The following is a 23,430-nucleotide window of genomic DNA, read 5'->3' as shown; positions in this document are numbered from 1 at the left end:
AATTCAAATCATTCCATATTCAGCCCAAGAACCATCATAAATAGTAGGGTGATATTTATCATTTATTAAAGAATATGCCAGTGCCAATACACTTGCAGTAATTCCTGAACCGCATGAAAATACTATATTTTCATCAAGATCAAATTTAAGTGATTTAAACTTTTTTAATATTTCATCTTTACTAATAAAAGTACGATCCTCATTTATTAACTCAGAATAGGGTAAGCAAAAAGAATTTTTTATTGATCCACTTCTTAAACCTTTTCTTGGTTCAGAAACTTTACCTTCAAATCTTTCTCTGCTTCGAGCATCAACAACAATAAATTCTTTTTTAATTATATTTTCGTTTATCTGCAATTTATTTTTAACAAGGTCTTTATTTTCTTTACATGAGTATTTTGAGACTTTAGGAATAACTTTCAAATTATTAGTAACTTTTTTTTCTTTTTTCCATTTTTTAAATCCCCCATCTAACACGTGTACAAGGTTTGGATTATGACCAAAGTAAATCAAATTATACCAGCACCTGCATGAACTTATAACATCTGAATTATCATAAACTACTATGGTATCATTATTTGCAATACCCATATTATTCATTATTTCTTCCCAAGATTTAATATCAGTTAACATATGAGGTAGATTAGTATCTATTTTTGAGTGTTTATCTAAGTCAAAAAAAATTGCGTTTGGTATATGATTTTCTTTATATTCTTCAAAGCCATTTCTTTTTGTTTGAGGCATGTGCCAAGAGCAATCAATAATTTTTATATTTTTAATATTTTTTTCTAGCCAATCTGTTTTTACAAGCGCCATGTTTATCTTTTTTCTAAATATTTTTGGTGGTATTCTTCGGCAGGACAGTAGTTTTTTAACAAAGAAATTTTTGTTACAACTCTACCTGATAACCTGAGATTTATATTTTGAAGTACTTTTTCAGCTATCTCTTTTTGATTGTCATTAAGATAAAATATTTCACTTCTATATTGAGTTCCAAAATCTGGTCCTTGAGAGTTTAATGTTGTAGGATCATGTATTTGAAAGAAAATTTTCAAAATTTTTTCGTATGTTATGATCTTTTCGTCAAAATCGAGCTTAACTACTTCAGCATGATTTGTATTTCCTGTACAAACTTCTTTATAAGTTGTAACTGGACTATTTCCTCCACAATATCCAACTTCAGTTTTGATTATGCCATCAATTTTACTAAATTTGATTTCTGGTCCCCAAAAACATCCAAGTGCTAAAACTGCTATTTCCATTGATTATGATTTAATTTAATCTACAAATTATTCATATGCTTAGTAAAAATCAATTGGGTTTTTTGTACATGTTTTTGTCCATATGTGCGTTTTCTCTTATGGACGTAATAGTTAAATGGTCAGTTGATTATCCAGTGGGACAGGTATTATTTTTTAGAGGTTTTTTTGGAATAATTTTTTATTTTTTTATTATTCCAAGGGAACGACTTCATAATTTCTACTTAACACAAAGACCTGGTTTACATTTTTTGAGGTGTGCATCCGGATTAATTGCACTTGTTGCAATTTTCATAGCATTGAGGAAATTACCTTTAGCAACCGTTGTCAGCATATCTTTTGCTGCTCCAATTTTTACCACAATTTTTTCTATTTTTTTATTAAATGAAAAAGTTGGTATTTTTAGATGGTTAGCAGTAGTTGTTGGATTTTTGGGAATTTTAATTATAACAGAGCCAGGAATAAGTCAGCTAAATATTTATTATATTTTTCCAATAATTTTTTGTTTGGGCCTTTCTTATGTTGCAATAACTATTAGGCAGCTTTCCACAACTGAGCCAGTCTGGTTAATCTCTTTTTATTTTTCATTGTCTATAACTTTGTTAAGTTTTTTTACTATCCCACAAGGTTGGGTGATGCCTAGTTTTGGTCATTTAATTTTATTATCCTTAATCGGTGTATTCGGAGGAGTTGCAAACCTATGGTTAAGTCAATCTTATAAATACTCTGAAGTTTCACTTGTAACTCCACTAAAATATTTAGCTTTAGTTTTTGCAATAATTTTTGGATATTTCATTTGGGACGAAGTTCCTACTATTAAAACACTAATTGGTGCTTTTTTAGTAATTATTTCTACATTAATAATTTTTAGGAGAGAAATTTATAATAAAAAGATTGTCAGCTCGAGAACGGTAAATGACTAAAGTTCCTAAATACTGGAAAAAAGCTAAAAAATATTTGTCTAGAAAAGATAAAATAATGTCAAAATTAATTCGAAATTATCAAGGCCCTTCAGAGATTATTCTAACAACAAGAAGAGATATTTTTTTTTCTTTATGTAAGAGTATAATTGGACAACAAATAAGTGTAGTAGCTGCTAATTCAGTTTTTTTTAAATTTAAAAAAAAATGTAATAATAGAATTAATGCTAAAAGTGTCTCAAAATTAACTTTTAGTCAATTAAAGAGCTGTGGTTTAAGTCGTCAAAAAGTTTTGGGAATTAAAAATTTAGCTAAAAAGATACTTAACAAATCTTTTAATCCCAAACTAATAATTAAAATGAGCGATGAAGAGGCAATTGAATATTTGTCTGACTTAAAACAAATTGGAAGGTGGTCAGCAGAAATGATATTATTATTCACTTATAACAGACCAGATATATGGCCCGTTCAAGATATTGGTCTATTAAGAGCTATATCAAAAAATTATAATAAAAAATATTTACCACCCATAAGTTTTATTAATTTGCTTAAAAAAAGATTTTCACCTTATTGTTCTGTGGCTACTTGGTATTTGTGGAGAAGTATAGATCCAGAGCCTATTCAGTATTAAAGCCCTCAACTATCTGCATGTGTCTGGTAGTTGTATCTTTGGCTATTGACCATCCATCTTGATATTGCTTTGAGTTGTAACATTCAAAAGCTTTTTCGAAACTTGGAAATTCCCAAATTACAGTTCTAATAAATTCATCTCCATCAAAAGTTTGAAATTTACCACCCCTTACTAATGGAATACCTCCATAATTTTTTATTATGGGCGTAACTATTTTTGCATATTTTTTTAGATTTTCCATATTGTTAATCTTTGTATATAAACTTATCCAATAACCTTTGTTCATTTAGTCAATCCATTTCTCAAATTTACTGATGTTTAACTGTAAATATTTTGGTAATTTATAAGTTGGATAATTTTCTAATTTGCTACCATCACCAATTTTATTTATTCTTTTGTCGACTTTTAGATCATATATAGCTTGTTTATTTTTAATAATTTTCTCAATTTCTTGGACTGTCATAGGATTTTCATCAAATTCTCTGTGATGAAGGTAAGATCTTAATTTAAATTCGATATCACTAGCATTCTTAATATTTGAGAAGTGCCAACCACCATTGCTTATAAATTTTATGTTCGAATATTTTGTTTTTGAAAAAAAAGTGTCAAATCGAAAAAAAGAATATTTTCTATCTTTAATGTTTCTTAGCCATTGAGGGTTTATCAAATCTTTTTTTCTACATCCTTTGGTACCGGACCATACCAAGTTAGGTAATTTAAGATTGAATTTGTAATAAAACATATCCTGCTGGAATAGGATTATCTTTTCTTTAATCTTTTTAAAATCAAATTTTTCTAAATTTGGAATTTCATCTACATCAGATACTAATATTAAGTCATTGTCTTTAGATTTAATGAGACCTTTTTCTAAATAATTTCTTTGTCCATTTTCTCTATAAGCAGCATTAAAAATAAATTTTCTTGATTTCTCAGACTCACTATCATTATCATTAATTTTCTCAATATTATCTGGCTCATTATCATATACTAAATAAATTATCTTATCTCTAAATTTTGTAAACTTTGTGGGATCAAACTTTAATTTTCTTTTATTGCCTTTGTGAGTGAATGAACTCTCAACTATAACAAAATAATCAATATAATCATTTAATGTATTTAATCTTAAATCTAGAACAATTTCTTCATCAAAATACATAAAACAATCAAAAATTTTCATAATTTCTTTTTAATCTTTTTTAATTTTTTTTATATGATAAAAAATTTCATGGCCGATAAATTAATTATTACTTTTGAAGAATATACTAAAATTGTTGAAAAATTAGCAATTCAAATACATAAAAATTATAAACCTACGGTTTTAGTGGGAATTATGAGAGGTGCCGCTCCCATCATAGATATTTTATCTAGAATCCTTAAGCTGCCCATAGCGTATATTGTTATTCAAAGTTATTCTGGCAAGGGAATGGAGGATCAGCAAGGTCAATTAATGTTCGCAAGGGAGATAAGTTCTTTGGCAAACAATGAGGATTTCAAAAGAGTACTTTTAATTGATGATCTCTCTGATACAGGTCTGACCTTAAACAAAAGTATTGAGTGGTTAAAAAATTATGGACCTACAAAAGATTTCATTAATGAAGTCAAAACAGCTTGTTTATGGAAAAAAAAGTCTTCAACTTTTGAGCCAGATTTTTGTCCAGTAAGGCTGAAATCAGATCCATGGATAGTTCAACCTACGGAGCATTATGAAGAATTATCAATTCAAGACATTAAAAGTAGAAATGAATAGGGCTAGAAAAAACTAGCCCTATAAAGTAATTTTTAAGCAACTACGAAACTTATAACACTTAATATAGCAACTACCCATATTGCTGGTGAAGTTTTTGAAAACTTACCAGTAAATATTTTGATTAAAGCGTATGAAACAAAGGCTAGAGCAATACCATTACTAATACTATAAGTTAAAGGCATTGATATCATAGCAAGTATTGCAGGAGCTGACTCTGAAATATCATTCCATTCAATATCAGTTATATTTCTTATAAAAAGAACTGATACGAACAATAAAGCTGCACCATCAATTTGTTTCGGAAGACTTGTAGCCAAAGGAGCAAAAAATATACAAGCTAAAAATAACAATCCAATTACTAAAGATGTCATTCCAGTTTTCCCTCCAGCTTTTACACCTGCTCCAGATTCTACATAACTTGTAACAGTCGTGGTTCCCATCATTGCACCAGCAACAGTACTTACACTATCAGATAACATAGCTTTATTAATATCTTGGACCTTGCCATCTTTTCCAACTTTGCCTGCTACATTAGCCACAGAAGTTAAAGTTCCTGCAGTGTCAAAAAAGTCAATGAATAAAAGAGTAAATATTACTGTAGACATACCAGCAGTCATTGCAGCAGATAAATCAAATTCAAAAAGATATGTCATTGGTGGTGGAGCACTAGCAATTCCATTAAATTTAGCTAATCCAGTTGCCCATGCAATTATACTAAATACTAAAATACCTATGATAATATTACCCTTCACATTCATTTTATCTAATACAATAATTGCTATAAATGTTGCACATCCTAACAATACTAATGGATCACTTAGATTTCCTAATTGAACTAAAGTTACTGGATTATCAACAACTACCTCCATTATTTGCAAACCAATTATAGCAAGAAACAAACCAATACCAGCTCCAATTCCCAATTTAAGACTTTTTGGTATTGAGTTAATTAACCATGCACGAATTGGTGTGAGAGATATGATTAAGAATAACACACCAGCAACCAATACAGCGCCTAATGCCTCTTGCGGTGTGTATCCCATTCCAGCACAAACTCCAAAAGCTACAAAAGCGTTTATACCCATACCTGGAGCTAGACCTATTGGCCAAGTTTTTCCATAAAAAGCCATTATAAAACAAGCCAAAGCTGTTGCTAAAATTGTTGCTGTATAAACGGCTCCAAAATCAAAAAAGCCCTTCTCTGGTCCAGCAAATTCACCAGATAAAATGAAAGGATTTAAAAACATTATATATGCCATTGTCAAAAATGTAGTTAGACCGGCAATTACTTCAGTTTTAAAATCTGTGTTATGTTTTTTATAATTAAAATATTTATCGAGCATAATTCCTCCTGTTAATAAAATAACTATTAGATTCTCTTAAAATATACCTTTTTAAATTAAAGGTTATTCACATATTTCAACTTACAAGTTTATATTTATGCCATATTTAGGTTGTTATTATAAAATTATGAAAAAAATTAAGATCTCAATTTTAAGTGTAATTATAACATTTTCTTTATTGAGTTGTCAGACAATTAAGCAAAAAACTGACGCTATTGTTGAGAAGGAAAATAAAAAATTAAGTGCATTTATAGGTAAGTCCTCTCAGAATTTAAAAAGCAGTTTGGGTAGCCCAGATGAAGATTTTAAAAATGAAAAAGGTAATTTAGTCTTAGTTTATAACACAAAAAAATACGGAATACCTTGCGAAAGAAGATTTGAGGTAAACTCAAAATTGATTGTTATTGGATTTGTTTCTAAAGGTTGCTTTTGATTACCTGCGGAGAATTTATCTCCGCAAGCAAGGTATACTTATTTAATTTCAATAAGTTTTCTTTTTTTGTGCTCAGGAACAATTCTTTCACAAGATATTGTTAAAAGACCATCTTTTAACTCAGCACCATTAACTTTTACATCATCAGCTATAGTAAATGATCTGGCAAATTGTCTTTGAGAAATACCTTTGTGAATTATTTCTCCATCAGCATTATTATTTTCAGATTTATTAACCTGTTTAGTTCTAACGGTTAATAAATTATCTTCAAACTCAACTTCAACATCGTTTTTATTAAAACCAGCTAAAGCAACTTCGATTGCATAATTATCCTTACCAGTTTTTCTGATGTTATAAGGTGGGTAGTTTGACTGCATAGTCAAAGAACCATTACCAAGCATATTTTCAAATTGGTCAAACATATCGTCAAAACCAATTGAAAAAGGTCTTAGTGAGTTGAATATAGATAAATCCTTACTTGTCATAATATCCTCCTTTGTTAAGCAAGTTTATTTATTGTTAGCCCCATTAGGCGACCAACAAAATTTATATGGGAGTTATTTTATTTTTTTCAAGATATAAAATTTAAATTTTTCCAGAGATCTTCAATATAAATGCATAGTCAAAAGCCATTTCTTCTATGGCGCCATCTCTACCTGATTTACCTCCGTGGCCCGCGTTCATCTCGGTTTTTAATAAAAGCAAGTTATTATCTGTTTTTAGATCTCTAAGTTTGGCTGTAAATTTTGCTGGTTCATCAAATAATACTCTATTATCACTTAAGCTTGTTGTAATTAACATGTGAGGATAATCCATTTTTTTGATGTTGTTATATGGAGCATAAGAATAAATATAATCAAAATGTTCTTTTTTATCTTTTGCATTCCCGAATTCATCAAATTCTCCAACAGTAAGAGGTAAAGAATGATCCAAGTTAGTTGTTAATGAGTCAACAAACGGCACAGCCATAACAATTCCAAGAAATAATTCTGGGGATTGATTAACCACTGCACCCATTAATAAACCACCAGCTGATCCACCCATACCAATAATCTTTCCTTTCGATGAATATCCTTTTTCAATCAAAAACTTTGCTACGTGAATATAATCTTCAAATGTATTTTTTTTATTAAGAAGCTTTCCTTCTTTCCACCATTTCATTCCTTTTTCCATTCCTCCTCTAATATGTGCAGTTACCCAAATAATATCTCTGTCAATTAAACTCAATCTAGTTGAGGAAAAATCTGGAGTCATTGAACTTCCATATGACCCATAACCGTATAAAAGTAAATTAGCTGAACCATTAATTTTTGTTTTTTTGTGTCTAGTAATTGTAAGTGGAACTAATCTTCCATCGTGAGAAGGGCACTCTAGTCTTTCGACTATATAGTCATCTGGATTATGACCAGATGGGATTTCTTGTTCTTTTACTAATTTTTTTTCTTTTGTTTTTAAATTGTATAAATAAGTTTTACCTGGTGTTTTCGGAGACGAATATGACAAGTGAACTGAGTCAGTATTTTTATTTCTTTGTATCAATGAAACACTGGGCACAATCACAGTTTCGTCAGTAAATTTTAATTCTTCCTCAATTCCTGTTTGTTTATTTCTTACAAATAATTTTCCTAATGCATTTGATTTTTCCCCTCTGATAATCCAATCATTTAAAAATATTAATCCTCCGATTAAAACCTCTTCTTTAGCTGCTATATAAATTTCCCACTTTTGATTTGATAAATCATCACATCTCTCGATTTTGAAATCCTCTGCATCATCATTAGTATGACAATAAAAATATCCATCCCAAGAATTGACTGAATAAATTACACCCTTTTTTCTTTTTATAATTAATTTTGGCTTTGGATTTTTTTCTGTTACCTCAAAGTAGTATTGTTCAGAAGTATTATGATCTGATGTTGTAATAAAAAAATATTTTTCATCTGAACTCAAACTTATGCCTACAGTAAATGCTTCACTTTTCTCCTCAAAAACAAGCTCATCATCTTTGACTGATGATCCAATTTTGTGTCTAAATATTTTTCTTGGTCTATGAAATTCATCAAGCTTTGAATAAAAAAAATATTGGTCGTCCAAACTAAAAGTAATACTTCCACTTGTTTCTTCTATTTTCTCAGTGACTAATTTTCCTGAGGTAATATTTCTTACGTAAATTGTATAATATTCAGATCCCTTTAAATCTAAAGAATAACCTAAAAGTTTGTCATTATAACTTACCTCTAAATCACCTACACCGAAATATTCAGTTTTTAATTTCTCTTTTTCCTCATCACCATTCCAAAATTCTTCAACTTTATCACTCCCAATTTTCTTTCTTAGTTTTATGGAGTAATTTCCTAGTGCAGTCGTTTTAGTCCAATATTCATATTCTTTGTCTTTAAATTTTAATGATTCATCATCTAACTTTATTCTACCTTTAATTTCATCAAATAAGATTTTCTGATATTTTTTTGTGTCTTTTAAATTATGTTCTGTAAAACTATTTTCTTCTTCAAGATATTTCCTAACATCTGGAAGTAGCTTGGAGCTATCTTTTAAAACCTCAAGAATATTATCCTGATGGATCCAACTATAATTATCTTCCCAAGTGACATCATGACAAGATTTTAGTTCAGGTTTTTTTTCTAATTGTGGTAATTTCATTTATCAGAGGAAATATATGAATATAGCAATTTATACATTAGTTATTTTAACCATTTTTTATTTTTTATTGAAAAAATTTACCACTATTTCCTCAAAAAAAATCTCTAAAGGTATGAGGGTAATTCTCATAATAGGCTTAATTTTACTTGCAGTATTATTTGCTATAGGAGGGAGATATTTATTAACCTTACCCTTAACTTTAGCTAGTTTAGCTTTATTAAAATTAAAAGGCCTTTCAATTTTTCAATTAATTTCATTATTTAGATTAATACAAACATTAAGAAACTCTGGACGTTTTTCTTTTCAAAACATGCAAACTAATAATCAATCTAATTTAACAGTCGATGAAGCCTACAAGATTCTAAATTTGGAAAGAAATAAAAGAGTTACTCAAAAGGAGGTGAAGGATGCTTACACTAAAATTCAAAAAAAAATTCATCCTGATGTATCTCCTGAAACCTCACGATTGTCAGCTATCGTTAATGAAGCTAAAGAAATTGTTTTAAAAGATATTTCTTAATTCAATATTTTAATTAATTTTTCAAAAATTTTTTTTGGATTAATTTTATCTCTTCCTAGAGTGTTATGGGTTACTTCTTCTACTCCATCTGGAATAACAGGGTGCATTTTAGAACTATAAGAGCCATAAATTAAAGGGGTGTCTGCCATTAAAGTAATCGTATTTACTCCAAGTGCAGCTGATAAATGACTGTAACTTGTATCATTACAAATTGCAGCATCACAACTTTTTATAATTGGTAATGTTTCTTTGATACTCATAAAGTCTAACGGAGTACATAGATTTCCTAATTTTGAATTTAAAATTTTATTCAAAATTAATTGTTCATCTTTATCATTACCTGTAGCTAGAAAAAATCTACATTTTTTGATTTTGGTTAAATCTTCCATAAATTCTAAAAATATGTTTGCTGGGATTCGTTTAGTAGGTCCAGATCCACCAATACCTAAAAGAATATTTGTATCTTGTTTTTTTATTTCAAACTTAGATGAAACTTCTGTTAATTTATCATCTTGTATGAAAATTTTTGGATCATTAAATTTGTTAATGTCAATTGTATCCTTAATAAATTTTTTAGCAGTCTCTGTAATATGTTGTTTTTTTTTACTGAAAAGAGGATATTGATAAACTTCATTTATACCTGCCAATTTTGCAATTAATCTAAATCTTAAAGATGAATTGAATATAAAAATTTTATCAAATTTTTCAATTTTTAGATCTTTAATCAAATTCATACTCCCCAATAATCCGTCATGTTTCCCTTTCGAATTTTTTTCTCTTTGTAGGGTGAATATTTTATTTATATAATTTGTGTATTCTAAATATTCTTCTGCTTTAGAACTTTTGCGAACCATTAAATTAACAGGTGTATTAAATTTTTTACTTATTGCTTCTATGAAGGGCAGAAACATAATATTATCTCCAATACCCATTCTATTTTGAATAACTAATATTTTCATTTATAATTTATAAACTTTACTAATCTTTTTTTTTATATAAATTTTTAATATGACAAAAATAAGTGGAATATTTGCAGCCTCAATGTCAGTCTTAAATTCTGATTTGAGCTTAAACATTAAAAAGACTATAGACCATGCTGAAAAATTGATAGATTCTGGTTGTCATGGGGTGGCGATTTTTGGAAGCACTGGACAAGCCCAATTGATCTCAATTTCTGAAAAAATAAAGTTGTTAAATAACCTGTCAGCAAGCGAGTATAAAGATAAGTTTATAATTGGCACAGGCTTAAATTCATTGAATGAAACAATTAACATACTTAAAATTGCAATTTCGCTTAAGTTTAAAAAATTTTTAATCATGCCTCCAGCTTACTACAAGTACGAAGATAAAGACGCAATTAATTTCTACACTAAAATTATCGAGTCAGTTCCTGAAAGTGAAATTATACTTTATAATTTCGAAAAATTATGTGGATATAAATTCAGTGTAGATTCAATCACAGAACTTAAAAAAAGATTTCCAGAACAAATAGTTGGAGTAAAAGACAGTTCTTACAATCTGTTTGAAAAAATTAGATTGGAAAATTTTTCTGTTTTACCTGGCTCAGAGTCAAAATTATTAAGAGGTCTCGAGCTTGGATGCTCTGGTATAATCACAGCAACTTGCAATGTCACAGCACAACTTGCACGAAAGGTTTATGATGATTTTATTTTAGGGAAAGAGCAGATATATGAAAAAAAATTGACTGATGTAAGAAATGAATTTGAGAGATTTAACTTAATTTCTGCCCTTCACACTTTTAAGTCTTTTGAAGATGAAATTTATAAAAATCTTTTACCACCTCTAAAAATTTTAAATAACTCAGATGAAAAAGAACTGATGAAAAATTTAAAAAAACTTAATTTTCAATCAAATTCAAAATTGGCAGCTTAATATGCAACTTGTTAAATTTTTAAATAAAGTTTTTAAACATGGTGGTTTTGTCCTTGTAGATGCTGATTCAAATGAGCATATTATAGGTAAACCAAATAACAAACCAATTAAATTGATAATACTAAATAAGAAACTACATTATAAATTGTTATTTCATCCAGATTTATATTTTGGTGAAGCATATACAGATGGAGATTTAATTATAGAAAATGGGTCGTTAACTGATTTTTTAGATTTGGCTTTGATGAATATTGGCAGAGGAGAATTAAATTTTTTTAGTTATATTTTGAATAGATTGAGGGGATCTTATAGATATTTGACTAACTTTAATTTTATTAAAAAATCAAAAATGAATGTATCTCACCATTATGATATCAAAGATGATTTATATGATTTGTTTCTAGACCCTAAAAGACAATACTCTTGTGCTTATTTTAAAAAAGAGAGTGATAGTCTTGAAACTGCTCAAAATAATAAAATTCAACATATAATAAAAAAACTTAATATAAAATCTAATCAAAAAGTTTTAGATATTGGATGTGGCTGGGGATCATTAGCAATAGATATTGCTAAAACTGCAAGTTGTGAAGTAACAGGTATTACACTCTCAGAAAATCAGCTGAATTATTGTAATCAAAAAGTGAAAGAAATGAATTTAGAAAACCAGGTGAAATTTAAACTGATGGATTACAGAGAGTTGAATGAAAAGTTTGATAGAATTGTGAGTGTTGGAATGTTTGAACATGTTGGTAGAAAATTTTATAAAAAATTTTTTAATCAAATAGAAAATTTATTGAATGATGATGGTATTTCATTAATTCATACGATTGGATCAGTTAATCCTCCAAGAGACCCACATCCTTGGATTACAAAATACATATTCCCAGGGGGTTATACTCCAAGCTTAAGTGAGGTAACAACGCCAATAGAAAATGCTGGCTTAATTGTTACTGATATTGAAGTATTAAGACTTCATTATGCTCATACTTTAAGAAATTGGAAGGAAAACTGTATTAAAAATAAAGATAAAATTATTAATATGTTTGATGAAAAATTTTTTAGAATGTGGGAATTTTATCTTGCAGGATGTGAAATGGCCTTTAAATGGGGGGACCAAGTAGTATATCAATTTCAGCTTGCAAAGAATTATAGATCAACTCCAGTTACAAGAGACTATATTTATCAATAAATAGTTGATAAATTTGCTGTTATTGTAATGAAAAAAAAATATAAAAATACAAAAAACACTAAAAATATAAAAAAGAAAAAAAATAAAATAAGAAGTTTTAAAAAATCAAGGAAAAAAAAATATACATCAATTAAGATAAAAAGAAAAAAAAATAATAAAAAAAAAATAAGAAAAAATAATAGTAAATTTAAAAGACCTGGTCTCAAAAAAATTAAAAGAATCAAAAGTGAAAGTTTTATTTCTAAAATTGTAAAAATACAATTATCAATAAAACCAAAACTGAATTTTAACCTAAATTTTAGTCTCGAAAAATATATACAAAGATTCTTTGATAAAATTTCAGACTCAATTGAAAATTATAAGATTTTAAAAAAAGATGAAAAAAGAAGAATTAAATTAGAACAATTAGAAAAAGAAAGATTAGATAAAATAGAAATTAAGAAACAAAAAGAAAAAGAAATGAATTTAAGAATTAAGTTAAAAGAACAATCTCTAAGAGATGAAATTCGAATTGAAAAACAAAGGAATAAAGATATCAAACTTTTTTTAAGAAAAGAACAAGCCTTGATACGTATTGAACAATCAGAAAAACAAAAACAATTTTTACAACAACTAAAATTAGAAAGACAAATTGAAAAATTCAGAATTAGAGAAATTAAGGAACTTGAGCATTTAGAGAAAATCTCACTAAAAGAAAAAAGGGCAGATTATTCTGGATTGCAGGAAAGAATTGAAAAACTAAAAGAAAAATATCGTATTATAAGGGATCAGAAAATTAGAGAGAGAGTAGAGGCCTTAGGGGTTAACTTACAAGGTGACGAAGATAGAGAAACTTTACTAGAAAAAGAAAAAGAATATACACTCGCAAGACAAAAAATTGAATTTGCGCTCGAAAGTTTCTACAGAAGTGCTAGTAGTTTAGTTTTTCAATTAAATAAAAGGCATGTCACTAGACACATGTCAATCTTTAGATGTATTGATCGGAGATTTGAAACAGGAGAAATTTTTATAAAATGGGATGAATCGATTGATGAAGAATGGTTATTACTAATTTATATTAAAAACAATTCTCCAGAGGAAGGTATTGTGATTGAGGATAAAACAAATCCAGATCAAAATGTTTCCCATGAATTTAAGAATAATGAAATTTTTAAAGCCTCTGATACCATGGTGGACTCATTGACTCAATTAATTTCAAGAAAAAGAGAAAAAAATACTAACTAATTTTTAAAATTAATTGTAAAATTAACTATGTTTTTTGGTTCTCTCTTTCTTTTATCAATGTATTTACTATTTAAATATGTTTTAGCTTGGATTTCTTATGTTAACAAACTTGACTCTAGACTTGGTGATAGTACCTGGAGATGGACTTATGATTATCAAGTAATTGGTGAAAGAGATTATTCTGATTTGGATGATAAAGATTTTGTAAGACTTAGAAGAAAAAAAAATAAACTTGTTACAATTATGTATTTAATCTTTCTTGTGATGTTTATTTCATTTATGTCTTGGTTAAGTAAGCTTTTAATATTACTACTTAATTAGTCTTTATTTGTTTCTTATTTTTTAGGTAGAGAAAGAAAGCTATAATTTCATAGAATAAGGAAAAAATTTGAAAAATAATTGGAAGTTTGAATATTAAGTATAGGAATTTGTATTTAGGGATATTTTTCCAAACTATTAAAAATGCTTTAGCTCCACTGAATATTTTTCCGTCTTTTTTTACGTGTAGTCTTCTTAGGAGTTCGCTGTCATTTCGATTAGTTTCTTTTTGAGCATCTTGGTTGTTTGTAATATCTATCCAATTTATTTGTTCAATCTTTTCTTTTTTGTAAAGATCAATTTCTGCTTTACAAATTTTACATGAATTATTGAAATAAACCTTCATAAGTATTATTTTAATACTTCTTAAACGGATTGATGTATATGCGTAAAATACTCCAGTTGAAAATAATATTAAACAATCTATGTATTGTTCTTCATGACAAATTTCTTTGAAAAATCAGATTTATCAAGAAATCAAGCTGAAGATATAGTATCTGAAACGCTCCAAAAATGTGATGATGGTGAGCTATATCTAGAAAATTCAAAATCAGAATCAATCTTACTAGATGATAATAAAATCAAGAATTCTAGTTATAACTCAGATTTAGGTTTTGGATTTAGAGCAATATCAGATGAGATCGTAGCTTATTCTCATTCAAACGAAATTTCAAAAAATTCATTAAAACAATCGTCAAGAAATTTAAAATCCACGTTAAGGTCTGCTAAAGGAAATTATAATCACTTTATTCCTAAATCTAATAAAAGATATTATGAAAATTTTAATCCTATTGATCAAAAAACACTTAATGAAAAAATAGAAATTTTAAATAAAGTTAACAATTATATTCGCTCCAAAAATAAGAATGTAAAACAAGTTACAGCTAATTTTTTGGGAGAACATAAATCCATAGAAATAATCAGATCTGGTGGAGAAACATTATCTGACGTGAGGCCACTAATACGATTCAATGTATCAGTTATGCTTGAGAATAATGGAAGAAAAGAGACAGGCGTATATGGTATTGGAGGAAGAAAATCATATAACTCTTATTTGAAAGACAATAATTGGAAAAATGTTTGTGATGAAGCTCTAAGAATAGCATCAGTAAATTTAGAGAGCAAACCTGCTCCTGCGGGCGAAATGAAAGTTGTTTTGGGCCCAGGCTGGCCAGCAATTTTAATTCATGAAGCTGTTGGTCATGGTTTAGAAGGAGATTTTAATAGAAAGAAAACTTCAGCATTTCACGATTTAATGGGTCAAAAAGTTGCAAGTGAAGGAGTTACAATTATTGATGATGGAACTATAGATAACAGAAGAGGTAGTCTAACAATTGATGATGAAGGAACACCGACAGAAAAAACTGTTTTGATAGAAAATGGAATTTTAAAAAATTTTATGCAAGATCGTTTAAACGCTCGTTTAATGAAAACTCGTTCAACTGGTAGTGGGAGAAGAGAAAATTATAGACATATTGTATTACCAAGAATGAGAAATACAATGATGTTAAGTGGTAAACAAACCCAAGATGAGATGATCAAAGCAGTTAATAAGGGAATTTTTGCTGTCAGTTTTGGTGGTGGACAAGTTGATATTACATCTGGAAAATTTGTATTTAATTGCACTGAGGCTTATGAGATTATTAATGGCAAAATTGGATCACCAATCAAGGGTGCAACTTTAATTGGCGATGGTCCTTCAATTTTAAAAGAAGTTTCAATGGTTGGAAATGATATGATGTTAGATCCTGGAATTGGAACATGTGGAAAAGCTGGTCAAGGAGTTCCAGTTGGAGTTGCGCAGCCTTCTATATTAATTAATAAAATGACAGTTGGTGGCACAAAACTTTAGATGATTAAAAATCAGGAATTTCTAAAAAAAAAAGCATCATATTGTATAGATTTAGTTAAAAAATTAGGTGCAACTGGATCGAGTGTAATTGTTAATCATTCTGTTTCTGAGACTGTAAATTTTAGAAACCAAAAATTAGATGAATCAAACAGATCAGATGATTTAGGTATAGATATTACGATTTATTTTGGTAAAAAAAAATCATCTATCTCTTCCTCAAATTTGTTAAATGATAATCTAAATACTTTAATTGAGAAGTGTATTGAAACTACAAAAAATACACCTGATGATGAATTTAATTCTCTACCAGATAAAGATTTATTAGCAAAAGAGGTAAAAGATTTAGATCTTTATGATGATACTCACTTAGAAAATGATCAAAAAATAGATTATCTAAAAAAATTAGAGGCCTCAGCTTCTGACGATGAAAAAATTATTAATACAGAATCTAGTTTTACTCAAAACAAATCCAACTTTATTTTAGCTAATAGCGAAGGTTTCTGTAATGGATATAAAACTTCATCATTTACAGCATATAGCGTAGCGGTTGCAAAAAATGAAAAAAGCATGGAAAGAGATTATGAGTACTCTAGCAAATGTTTTCTTAAAGATTTAGACGATGCAGAAGAATTGGGCAAATTAGCTGCGGATCAAACAATTAGAAAATTGAACCCAAAAAAAATAGGTACTGAAAAAATTTCTATTATTTTTGATAAGAGAATAGCAAAGGGAATTTTAAGTAATTTTGCAAGTGCTATTTCTTCATCAGCAATATCAAGGGGAACATCTTTTTTGAAAGACAAAATTAATCAAAAAATATTTTCAGATAAAATCAAGATTATTGATAAACCAGATATACCAAAAGGCCTGGGTTCAAGAAATTTTGATAGTGAGGGAGTAAAGACTGATACCCTTAAATTAGTGGAGCAAGGTATTCTTAAACATTATCTAATTGATACATACAATGGAAAAAAATTGAACCTTAAGTCTAATGGAAGGTGCGGAGGGACAAGTAATCTTTATTTTGAAAATGGAAACATTAATTTTAAAGATTTATTAAATTTAAATCCAAAAAGTCTGTATATAACTGAAACCATAGGTCATGGAAGTAATATTGTAACTGGCGATTATTCGGTAGGTGCAACTGGTTTTTTAATTGAAAATGGAGAATTCAAGTATCCAATAAATGAAATTACAATAGCTGGTAATTTTAAAGACATGTTTCAAAATGTTACTTTAGCAAATGATTTAAACTTCAAATATGCAACAAATTCACCAACTATGATGATAGAGGGAATGGTTGTTGCTGGAAAATGAGCAATTTTTGTATAATTGGCTCTGGTATTTCAGGTTCAACTATTGCTAATCTTTTAAATAAAAAACATTCTGTAATTTTATTTGATAAAGCACGAGGGCCAGGAGGACGTGCATCTTTTAAGAGAATAAAAGGTAAAATTGGTTTCGATCATGGTACACAATATTTTTCTCCAAAAACCAAAGAATTTAAAAGGTTTACTAAAAATTTAATTAAAAAAAAGATTTTAAAGGTCTGGGGAGGTAAACACATTTTCCTTAATTCAAAAAAAAAGGAGGATAAAAAACATTTAAAAATAATAGGCAGAAACGGTAACAATGATATTTGTAAATATTTACTTAAGAAAATTAATTGTAACTACCAAAGTGAATTAAAAAAGATTTATTATAAAGATAAAATGTGGCATTTATTATTTGAAAATGGAAAATTTAGATCTTTTAAAAACTTAATTCTCACATGTCCTTATCCACAATTAAAAAAACTTTCTAGACGATTCATTAAAAATCCATTTTTAAAAAAATCTATAAAAATGGATGCAAATATTACTACTATGATAGCTATAAAAAGAAATAAGAAATCAAATAGTAGTTACCTTTATGAAGACCCAATTCTTGGTTGGGCTGGAAATGAAAACTCAAAAAAAAGATTTAAATCAAAATATGATTTATGGACTCTGCAAAGTACATTTGATTGGGCTAATAAAAGAATTAACAAAAATAAGAATAATAAAAAAAAGAATTCTAAGATTATGATAGATAAATTTTTTAACCTTTCAAATATCAAAAAAACAAAAATTCATTATTCACTTAATCATGGGTGGAAATACTCTTCAAATTCTAAATCATTTAAGATTAAAAGTTATTGGGACTCAAAAAAAAGATTAGGTGTTTGTGCTGACTGGTTTATAGGACCTAGGTTAGAGTCAGGTTGGTTAAGTGCACAGGACTTATTTAAAAAAATTTCTAAATAAATTAATCAAAATTTCTTAATTTATATTCCCAATTACCCATTCTTGAATAAGATACTTTTAATATCATTGAATTTTTTTGATCATACCAAATATTAAAATCTAATCTTTTATTTTTAGGTATACTCATGTCTTTAGATTTTAGTGTGAAATGATCAACATCATAAATTTTTCCATAAAGATTGATTTTTTCTTTACCTATGAAAGTTACTACTTGATCTTTAATGCTTCCAGAAATTGGACTAATTTGAGAACTTGCTTGTAAAATTTTATGATTCCACCAATTTCCAATCACATTATCAGGTGAAGCCTCTCCATTATATGAAGAGCCTTTGATATCGAATTTTTTATTTTTTTGATTAAATGTTAAATTAACAAATTTTCTTTTATCATTTTGTAAAGTTTTTGAAATATAGGAAACCAATTGGTCTTTAATATATTTCTCCTCACCATATCCTTCAACTTTGAAAACTGTTGCTCCTAAAAGTTTAACAACAAATTGAATTTGATTAGTAATAATAGTTTCTTCTCCATTTCTATTGAAAAAATAATGATTATAGCCAATAAGCTCACCATTTCGAAAAATCTCCATCTCAATTTTCTTAAATTTAATGTAATGTCCAATATGAGCGATTGAATTTGTTGGATAAATTAAAAGAAATAAAATGACTATAATTTTTTTCATTTAACAACTAGTTTAATAGACTTTATTAACAATAGAAATAACTTATTAGAATGTTTTTAAAAATTAAGAAAATACCAAGGGTCAATTGGAGTTCTAATAAGCCTTATAATTTTAAACCAAAATTCTCTACATTCTTTTTTTTATGTTTTGGTTTGATGTTATTTGGTCTCGGAGAGGGTTTATTAATTGTTTCTTTTACTGGCGCTTCTCCATGGAGTGTTTTAGCACAAGGTATTTCTTTAAATATTAACTTGAGTATAGGAACAATAACATTTTTGATTAGTGTTGCAGTTTTAATTTTGTGGATACCACTTGGTCAAAAACCAGGGATGGGGACAATACTTAATGCAATCATTATTGCATTGATGATCGATCTTTGTATAAAATTTGTTCCAACCCCATCTAACTATTTATATCAGTTAATTTTAGCGATAGTTTCAGTTATAACAGTTGGTATTGGTGGAGGTATTTATTTAGTATCTAATCTTGGAGCAGGACCAAGAGATGGTTTGATGATTGGTCTACAAAAAAAAACAAACCTACCAGTTGCTGCTGTAAGAGCATTTTTAGAAATCTCAGTTGTAAGTATTGGGTGGTACTTAGGTGGAACTGTGGGAGTAGGAACTTTATTATTTGCTTTTGGAATTGGTCCCTGTGTTGCTTTAGGTTTATATTTAGTTGATAAAATTTTCGACTAGGCTGCAGCGCCTGATTTCTCACTTCTCTTTCTCTTGTGTGGATCGAGAATTGCTTTTCTTAATCTACAAGAGTCTGGAGTGATTTCTAAAGCCTCATCTGTATTTAACATGCTTAATTGCTCTGCGATGGACATTTTTCTTACTGGTGTTAGAACAACATTTTCATCTGTACCTTGTGTTCTCATATTTGTTAATTTTTTACCCTTCATAACATTGATAATCATATCTCCTGGTTTAGGAGATAATCCCACAATCATGCCTGGATAAACAGGATCATTGTGAGTTACAAACATCTCACCTCTTGCCTGTAAATTAAATATTGCAAATGCGACTGCTTTTCCTTGTTCCATTGAAATAAGTGCACCATTTCTTCTACCTTCCATATCACCTTCAAATGGTCCATACTCATGGAAAATTCTGTTAATAACGCCATTACCTTTTGTTAGTGTTAAAAACTGACTAGTGTATCCCATTAAACCTCTTGTTGGTGCATGAAAGATTAATCTCTTTTTATTTTTACCAGTGTCTTTTAACTCTATTAATTTACCTTTTCTTCTATTCATTGAATCTATAATTTTTGATGAATGTTCCTCGTCTAGATCCATAGTTATTTCCTCTATTGGCTCAAGTTTGTTACCATTTTCGTCTTTTTTATAGAGAACTTTTGGAGGACTAACAGTCATTTCAAAACCTTCTCTTCTCATTTGAGTGAGTAAAATTTCTAACATTAATTCACCTCGTCCACTTACAACAAAAGAATCGTTACCTTTATTTTCCGTAAAAGTAATTCCTACATTATTCTGTGCTTCTTGAATCAACCTATCTCTTATCTGAGTACTTGTAAGCTTTTTACCTTCAGTTCCTGCTAGAGGAGATGTGTTTACAGTAATGGTAATGGACATTGTTGGTGGATCGATTGGAGTAGCTTTAATAGGATCATTTACATCAAGATCACAAATTGTGTCTGCAACATTTGCTTTTTCTAAACCAGCAACAACCACTATATCTCCAGCCTCACCAATTTCGATTGGTACTTTTTTTGTGCCTTCATATCTAAAAATTTTAGTAAGTCTTCCTTCATCTACTTTTTCACCTTTTAGATTTATTGCCTTGATGGATTGATTTGCTTTTGCAGTTCCTTGAGCAATTCTTCCAACTAAGCTTCTACCTAAAAAATTGTCTGCATAAAGAAGAGTAGACAACATTGCAAATGGTTTTGTTTTATCAAGTTCAGCTGGTTTTACATGATCAATAATTTGATCTAATAAAGGACTCAAATTCTCTCTAGGACCATCAATTTCTTTATCAGCCCAACCAGATCTTCCACTTGCATATAAAACAGGAAAGTCCAGCTGTTCTTCGTTTGCATCTAAACTTACAAATAAATCAAAAGTTTCATCTAAAACCTCATTAGCTCTTTGATCTGATTTGTCCAATTTGTTTATTACAACAATTGGTTTCAAACCTTGTTTTAGAGCTTTAGATAATACGAATTTTGTTTGAGGCATAACTCCCTCAGCAGAGTCAATTAAAAGTAATGCGCCATCGGCCATGCTTAAAACTCTCTCAACTTCTGCAGCGAAATCACGGTGACCTGGTGTATCAATAATATTTATTCTTGAGTCTTTCCAGTTTATAGACGCAGGTTTTGCTAAAATTGTTATTCCTCTTTCTTTCTCAAGTTCTCCTGAGTCCATTAATCTTTCGTCAACAACTTCATTTTCCCTAAATGAGCCACTTTGTTTCATCAGATTATCAATTAAGGTTGTCTTTCCGTGATCAACGTGTGCGATTATAGTGATGTTTCTAATATCTTTGCTCATAAATCCTGGCTCTTATACCTTAAAAATTTTTTTTGAAAACTTTAAAAAAACCAATAAATATTAGAATTTTGAGCAAAATATGTTGTTATTTCGTTTTTTTTGCCTTTTCCCTTTTTAATCTTCTTTTTTCTTTAAGGGTAAATTTAGGTTTTTTATTAACACTTGAGTCTTTAAATGATTTCCCACTGTATCTTTTTGACATTGTATTATTTTAATATTTCCAAAAAAAAAGGCCATCAAAAGATGGCCTTTAAATTTTTATATTTGAGGTTGGGCTACATTCCCATTCCACCCATTCCTCCCATGCCACCCATGCCGCCCATTCCTCCAGGCATTCCAGCAAGTGCTGCATCTTTTTCTTCAGGTTTATCAGCTATCATAGCTTCAGTTGTTACCAATAATCCTGATATAGATGCTGCGTCTTGCAAAGCCGTTCTTACAACTTTTACAGGATCAATAATACCTTTAGCGAACATATCACAATACTCCTCGTTTTGTGCATCATATCCATGTGTTTTTTTATTCTGTTCTAAAAGTTTGCCAACAACTACCGATCCATCCACACCAGCATTTTTTGTAATTTGTCTAATAGGAGCTTCTAATGCTCTTCTTACTAAATCAACACCAGCTTTTTGGTCTTCACCCTTGGCTTTAACTTTTTCTAGATCTTGAGCAGCATACAGTAATGCACAACCACCACCAGTTACAATACCTTCTTCAACGGCAGCTCTTGTTGCATTTAAAGCATCCTCGACTCTGTCTTTTCTTTCTTTTACTTCAACCTCTGTTGCTCCTCCAACTTTAATAACTGCAACACCACCAGCTAATTTTGCTAATCTCTCTTGAAGTTTTTCTTTGTCGTAGTCTGAAGTTGTCTCATCAATTTGTTGTTTGATTGAGGAACATCTAGCCTCTATATCTGATTTTTTACCAGAGCCATTTACAATAGTGCTGTTATCTTTATCGACTTTAATTTTTTTACAAGAACCAAGATCTTCAAGTTTAACATTTTCAAGTTTAATTCCTAAGTCTTCAGAAATAACTGAACCACCAGTAAGAATTGCAATATCCTCAAGCATAGCTTTTCTTCTGTCGCCAAATCCTGGTGCTTTTACAGCTACAACTTTTAAACCACCTCTTAATTTATTTACTACCAAAGTAGCTAACGCTTCACCCTCAACATCTTCAGAAATAATCATTAATGGCCTTCCCGCTTGAACAACTGCCTCTAAAAGAGGAACCATTGGTTGTAGATTTGTTAATTTTTTTTCGTGTAAAAGAATAAACGGATTTTCTAATTCAGTTGTCATCTTGTCACTATTAGTAATAAAGTATGGAGATAAATATCCTCTATCAAACTGCATACCTTCAACAACATCTAGTTCTGTTTCAATTCCTTTATTTTCCTCAACCGTGATAACACCTTCATTACCAACTTTTTGCATTGCTTTAGAAATCATAGTACCGATTTCTTTATCACCATTTGCAGAAATCGTTCCAACTTGAGCAATTTCATCACTATCTTTCACTTTTTTAGCTGAGGATACAAGATTTTGTTTAACTACATCTACCGCAGCATCAATTCCTCTCTTTACATCCATAGGGTTCATACCTGCAGTAACATATTTCACACCTTCTTTTACAATAGCTTGTGCAAGAATAGTCGCTGTAGTTGTTCCATCACCAGCTTCATCATTTGTTTTGCTAGCAACTTCTTTAACCATTTGAGCACCCATGTTTTCAAATTTATCTTCAAGATCAATTTCTTTAGCAACAGAAACACCATCTTTTGTAATTCTTGGAGCACCATAAGATTTATCCATAACTACATTTCTTCCTTTTGGACCTAGTGTTACTTTAACCGTATCAGCAAGGATATTTACTCCTCTAATCATCGCTGCTCTAGCTTCTGCATCAAATTTTACTATTTTTGCCATTTTATTTTCTCCTTT

The 23,430-nt window shown here is 29.2% G+C and carries 25 protein-coding genes; 13 read left to right on the top strand and 12 right to left on the bottom strand.

Annotation, left to right across the window (positions count from 1 at the left end; translation table 11 throughout):
• Positions 1-3: 3 nt before the first annotated feature.
• Together AMN95_RS03435 and msrA are read right to left on the bottom strand one after the other, a co-directional pair.
• On the bottom strand, positions 4-816 hold the full coding sequence (locus AMN95_RS03435) for a rhodanese-like domain-containing protein (protein WP_075522581.1): 813 nt from the start codon (positions 814-816) through the stop codon (positions 4-6).
• A 2-nt stretch (positions 817-818) separates the two neighbouring features.
• Positions 819-1,262, bottom strand: a complete 444-nt coding sequence (gene msrA, locus AMN95_RS03430) for a peptide-methionine (S)-S-oxide reductase MsrA (RefSeq protein ID WP_075522580.1) — start codon at positions 1,260-1,262, stop codon at positions 819-821.
• Positions 1,263-1,297: 35 nt separating this feature from the next.
• Here msrA and AMN95_RS03425 point away from each other — a divergent pair, with 35 nt between their 5' ends.
• Together AMN95_RS03425 and AMN95_RS03420 are read left to right on the top strand one after the other, a co-directional pair.
• Positions 1,298-2,182 (top strand): DMT family transporter, encoded by an 885-nt coding sequence (locus tag AMN95_RS03425; RefSeq protein ID WP_075522579.1) that lies wholly within the window; start codon positions 1,298-1,300, stop codon positions 2,180-2,182.
• The gene (locus AMN95_RS03420) at positions 2,175-2,810 is read left to right on the top strand and encodes a DNA-3-methyladenine glycosylase family protein (protein ID WP_075522578.1); all 636 of its coding nucleotides are present in this window, start codon (positions 2,175-2,177) and stop codon (positions 2,808-2,810) included. The genes AMN95_RS03425 and AMN95_RS03420 overlap by 8 nt, the downstream gene beginning before the upstream one ends.
• On the opposite strand, the gene AMN95_RS03415 is transcribed toward AMN95_RS03420, so the two are convergent.
• Both AMN95_RS03415 and AMN95_RS03410 read right to left on the bottom strand, forming a co-directional pair.
• On the bottom strand, positions 2,797-3,096 hold the full coding sequence (locus tag AMN95_RS03415) for a DUF1330 domain-containing protein (protein ID WP_075522577.1): 300 nt from the start codon (positions 3,094-3,096) through the stop codon (positions 2,797-2,799). The two genes, AMN95_RS03420 and AMN95_RS03415, sit on opposite strands and share 14 nt — an antisense overlap.
• Positions 3,097-3,987 carry a glycosyltransferase family 17 protein gene (locus tag AMN95_RS03410; RefSeq protein WP_075522576.1) on the bottom strand — a complete coding sequence of 297 codons (891 nt, stop codon included), beginning with the start codon at positions 3,985-3,987 and terminating at the stop codon, positions 3,097-3,099. It abuts the gene before it with no gap.
• A gap of 48 nt (positions 3,988-4,035) precedes the next feature.
• Here AMN95_RS03410 and AMN95_RS03405 point away from each other — a divergent pair, with 48 nt between their 5' ends.
• Positions 4,036-4,557: a phosphoribosyltransferase gene (locus tag AMN95_RS03405; RefSeq protein ID WP_425304623.1), complete on the top strand. Its 522-nt coding sequence runs from the start codon at positions 4,036-4,038 to the stop codon at positions 4,555-4,557.
• A gap of 32 nt (positions 4,558-4,589) precedes the next feature.
• Here the strand turns inward: AMN95_RS03405 and AMN95_RS03400 are convergent, their stop codons facing one another.
• Positions 4,590-5,900 (bottom strand): NCS2 family permease, encoded by a 1,311-nt coding sequence (locus AMN95_RS03400; protein ID WP_075522574.1) that lies wholly within the window; start codon positions 5,898-5,900, stop codon positions 4,590-4,592.
• Between the two features lie 127 nt (positions 5,901-6,027).
• Between AMN95_RS03400 and AMN95_RS03395 the strand changes: the two genes are divergently transcribed.
• Entirely contained in the window at positions 6,028-6,333 is a 306-nt protein-coding gene (locus tag AMN95_RS03395) for a hypothetical protein (RefSeq protein ID WP_075522605.1), read from the top strand.
• 38 nt (positions 6,334-6,371) lie between these two features.
• Here the strand turns inward: AMN95_RS03395 and AMN95_RS03390 are convergent, their stop codons facing one another.
• Together AMN95_RS03390 and AMN95_RS03385 are read right to left on the bottom strand one after the other, a co-directional pair.
• Positions 6,372-6,818 (bottom strand): Hsp20 family protein, encoded by a 447-nt coding sequence (locus tag AMN95_RS03390; RefSeq protein ID WP_075522573.1) that lies wholly within the window; start codon positions 6,816-6,818, stop codon positions 6,372-6,374.
• 100 nt (positions 6,819-6,918) lie between these two features.
• Complete coding sequence (locus AMN95_RS03385) at positions 6,919-8,994, bottom strand: S9 family peptidase (RefSeq protein WP_075522572.1); 2,076 nt, start codon at positions 8,992-8,994, stop codon at positions 6,919-6,921.
• A gap of 16 nt (positions 8,995-9,010) precedes the next feature.
• Between AMN95_RS03385 and AMN95_RS03380 the strand changes: the two genes are divergently transcribed.
• Positions 9,011-9,514: a J domain-containing protein gene (locus tag AMN95_RS03380; RefSeq protein WP_075522571.1), complete on the top strand. Its 504-nt coding sequence runs from the start codon at positions 9,011-9,013 to the stop codon at positions 9,512-9,514.
• Here the strand turns inward: AMN95_RS03380 and AMN95_RS03375 are convergent.
• Complete coding sequence (locus tag AMN95_RS03375; RefSeq protein WP_075522570.1) at positions 9,511-10,473, bottom strand: glycosyltransferase family 9 protein; 963 nt, start codon at positions 10,471-10,473, stop codon at positions 9,511-9,513. The genes AMN95_RS03380 and AMN95_RS03375 overlap by 4 nt on opposite strands.
• A 49-nt stretch (positions 10,474-10,522) precedes the next feature.
• Between AMN95_RS03375 and AMN95_RS03370 the strand changes: the two genes are divergently transcribed.
• From AMN95_RS03370 to AMN95_RS03355, 4 genes are read left to right on the top strand one after another with little or no spacing between them, the layout of a single operon-like run.
• Positions 10,523-11,407 (top strand): dihydrodipicolinate synthase family protein, encoded by an 885-nt coding sequence (locus tag AMN95_RS03370; protein ID WP_075522569.1) that lies wholly within the window; start codon positions 10,523-10,525, stop codon positions 11,405-11,407.
• 1 nt (position 11,408) lies between these two features.
• Positions 11,409-12,596 (top strand): SAM-dependent methyltransferase, encoded by a 1,188-nt coding sequence (locus AMN95_RS03365; RefSeq protein WP_075522568.1) that lies wholly within the window; start codon positions 11,409-11,411, stop codon positions 12,594-12,596.
• Between the two features lie 27 nt (positions 12,597-12,623).
• Positions 12,624-13,820 (top strand): hypothetical protein, encoded by a 1,197-nt coding sequence (locus tag AMN95_RS03360; protein WP_075522567.1) that lies wholly within the window; start codon positions 12,624-12,626, stop codon positions 13,818-13,820.
• A 27-nt stretch (positions 13,821-13,847) separates the two neighbouring features.
• On the top strand, positions 13,848-14,141 hold the full coding sequence (locus AMN95_RS03355; protein WP_075522566.1) for a hypothetical protein: 294 nt from the start codon (positions 13,848-13,850) through the stop codon (positions 14,139-14,141).
• Here the strand turns inward: AMN95_RS03355 and AMN95_RS03350 are convergent.
• Positions 14,134-14,484, bottom strand: a complete 351-nt coding sequence (locus tag AMN95_RS03350) for a thiol-disulfide oxidoreductase DCC family protein (RefSeq protein ID WP_075522565.1) — start codon at positions 14,482-14,484, stop codon at positions 14,134-14,136. The two genes, AMN95_RS03355 and AMN95_RS03350, sit on opposite strands and share 8 nt — an antisense overlap.
• A gap of 93 nt (positions 14,485-14,577) precedes the next feature.
• Here AMN95_RS03350 and tldD point away from each other — a divergent pair, with 93 nt between their 5' ends.
• Genes tldD through AMN95_RS03335 form a run of 3 tightly spaced genes read left to right on the top strand, consistent with a single transcriptional unit; the run spans position 14,578 to position 18,275 of the window.
• Positions 14,578-15,990, top strand: a complete 1,413-nt coding sequence (gene tldD / locus AMN95_RS03345) for a metalloprotease TldD (protein ID WP_075522564.1) — start codon at positions 14,578-14,580, stop codon at positions 15,988-15,990.
• Positions 15,991-17,307 (top strand): TldD/PmbA family protein, encoded by a 1,317-nt coding sequence (locus AMN95_RS03340; RefSeq protein WP_075522563.1) that lies wholly within the window; start codon positions 15,991-15,993, stop codon positions 17,305-17,307.
• Entirely contained in the window at positions 17,304-18,275 is a 972-nt protein-coding gene (locus tag AMN95_RS03335) for an NAD(P)-binding protein (RefSeq protein WP_075522562.1), read from the top strand. The genes AMN95_RS03340 and AMN95_RS03335 overlap by 4 nt, the downstream gene beginning before the upstream one ends.
• A gap of 1 nt (position 18,276) precedes the next feature.
• On the opposite strand, the gene AMN95_RS03330 is transcribed toward AMN95_RS03335, so the two are convergent.
• Entirely contained in the window at positions 18,277-18,957 is a 681-nt protein-coding gene (locus tag AMN95_RS03330; protein WP_075522561.1) for a DUF6134 family protein, read from the bottom strand.
• A gap of 50 nt (positions 18,958-19,007) precedes the next feature.
• Here AMN95_RS03330 and AMN95_RS03325 point away from each other — a divergent pair, with 50 nt between their 5' ends.
• Positions 19,008-19,655: a membrane protein YczE gene (locus tag AMN95_RS03325; RefSeq protein WP_075522560.1), complete on the top strand. Its 648-nt coding sequence runs from the start codon at positions 19,008-19,010 to the stop codon at positions 19,653-19,655.
• On the opposite strand, the gene typA is transcribed toward AMN95_RS03325, so the two are convergent.
• Together typA and groL are read right to left on the bottom strand one after the other, a co-directional pair.
• Positions 19,652-21,478, bottom strand: coding sequence for a translational GTPase TypA (typA, locus tag AMN95_RS03320; protein ID WP_075522559.1), 1,827 nt, complete (start codon positions 21,476-21,478; stop codon positions 19,652-19,654). The genes AMN95_RS03325 and typA overlap by 4 nt on opposite strands.
• A gap of 275 nt (positions 21,479-21,753) precedes the next feature.
• Entirely contained in the window at positions 21,754-23,415 is a 1,662-nt protein-coding gene (gene groL / locus AMN95_RS03315) for a chaperonin GroEL (protein WP_075522558.1), read from the bottom strand.
• Positions 23,416-23,430 lie beyond the last annotated feature (15 nt).

This window comes from Candidatus Pelagibacter communis (genome assembly GCF_001180185.1).
GTDB classification, from domain to species: domain Bacteria; phylum Pseudomonadota; class Alphaproteobacteria; order Pelagibacterales; family Pelagibacteraceae; genus Pelagibacter; species Pelagibacter ubique_F.
This window is presented reverse-complemented; position numbering and strand designations above follow the sequence as displayed.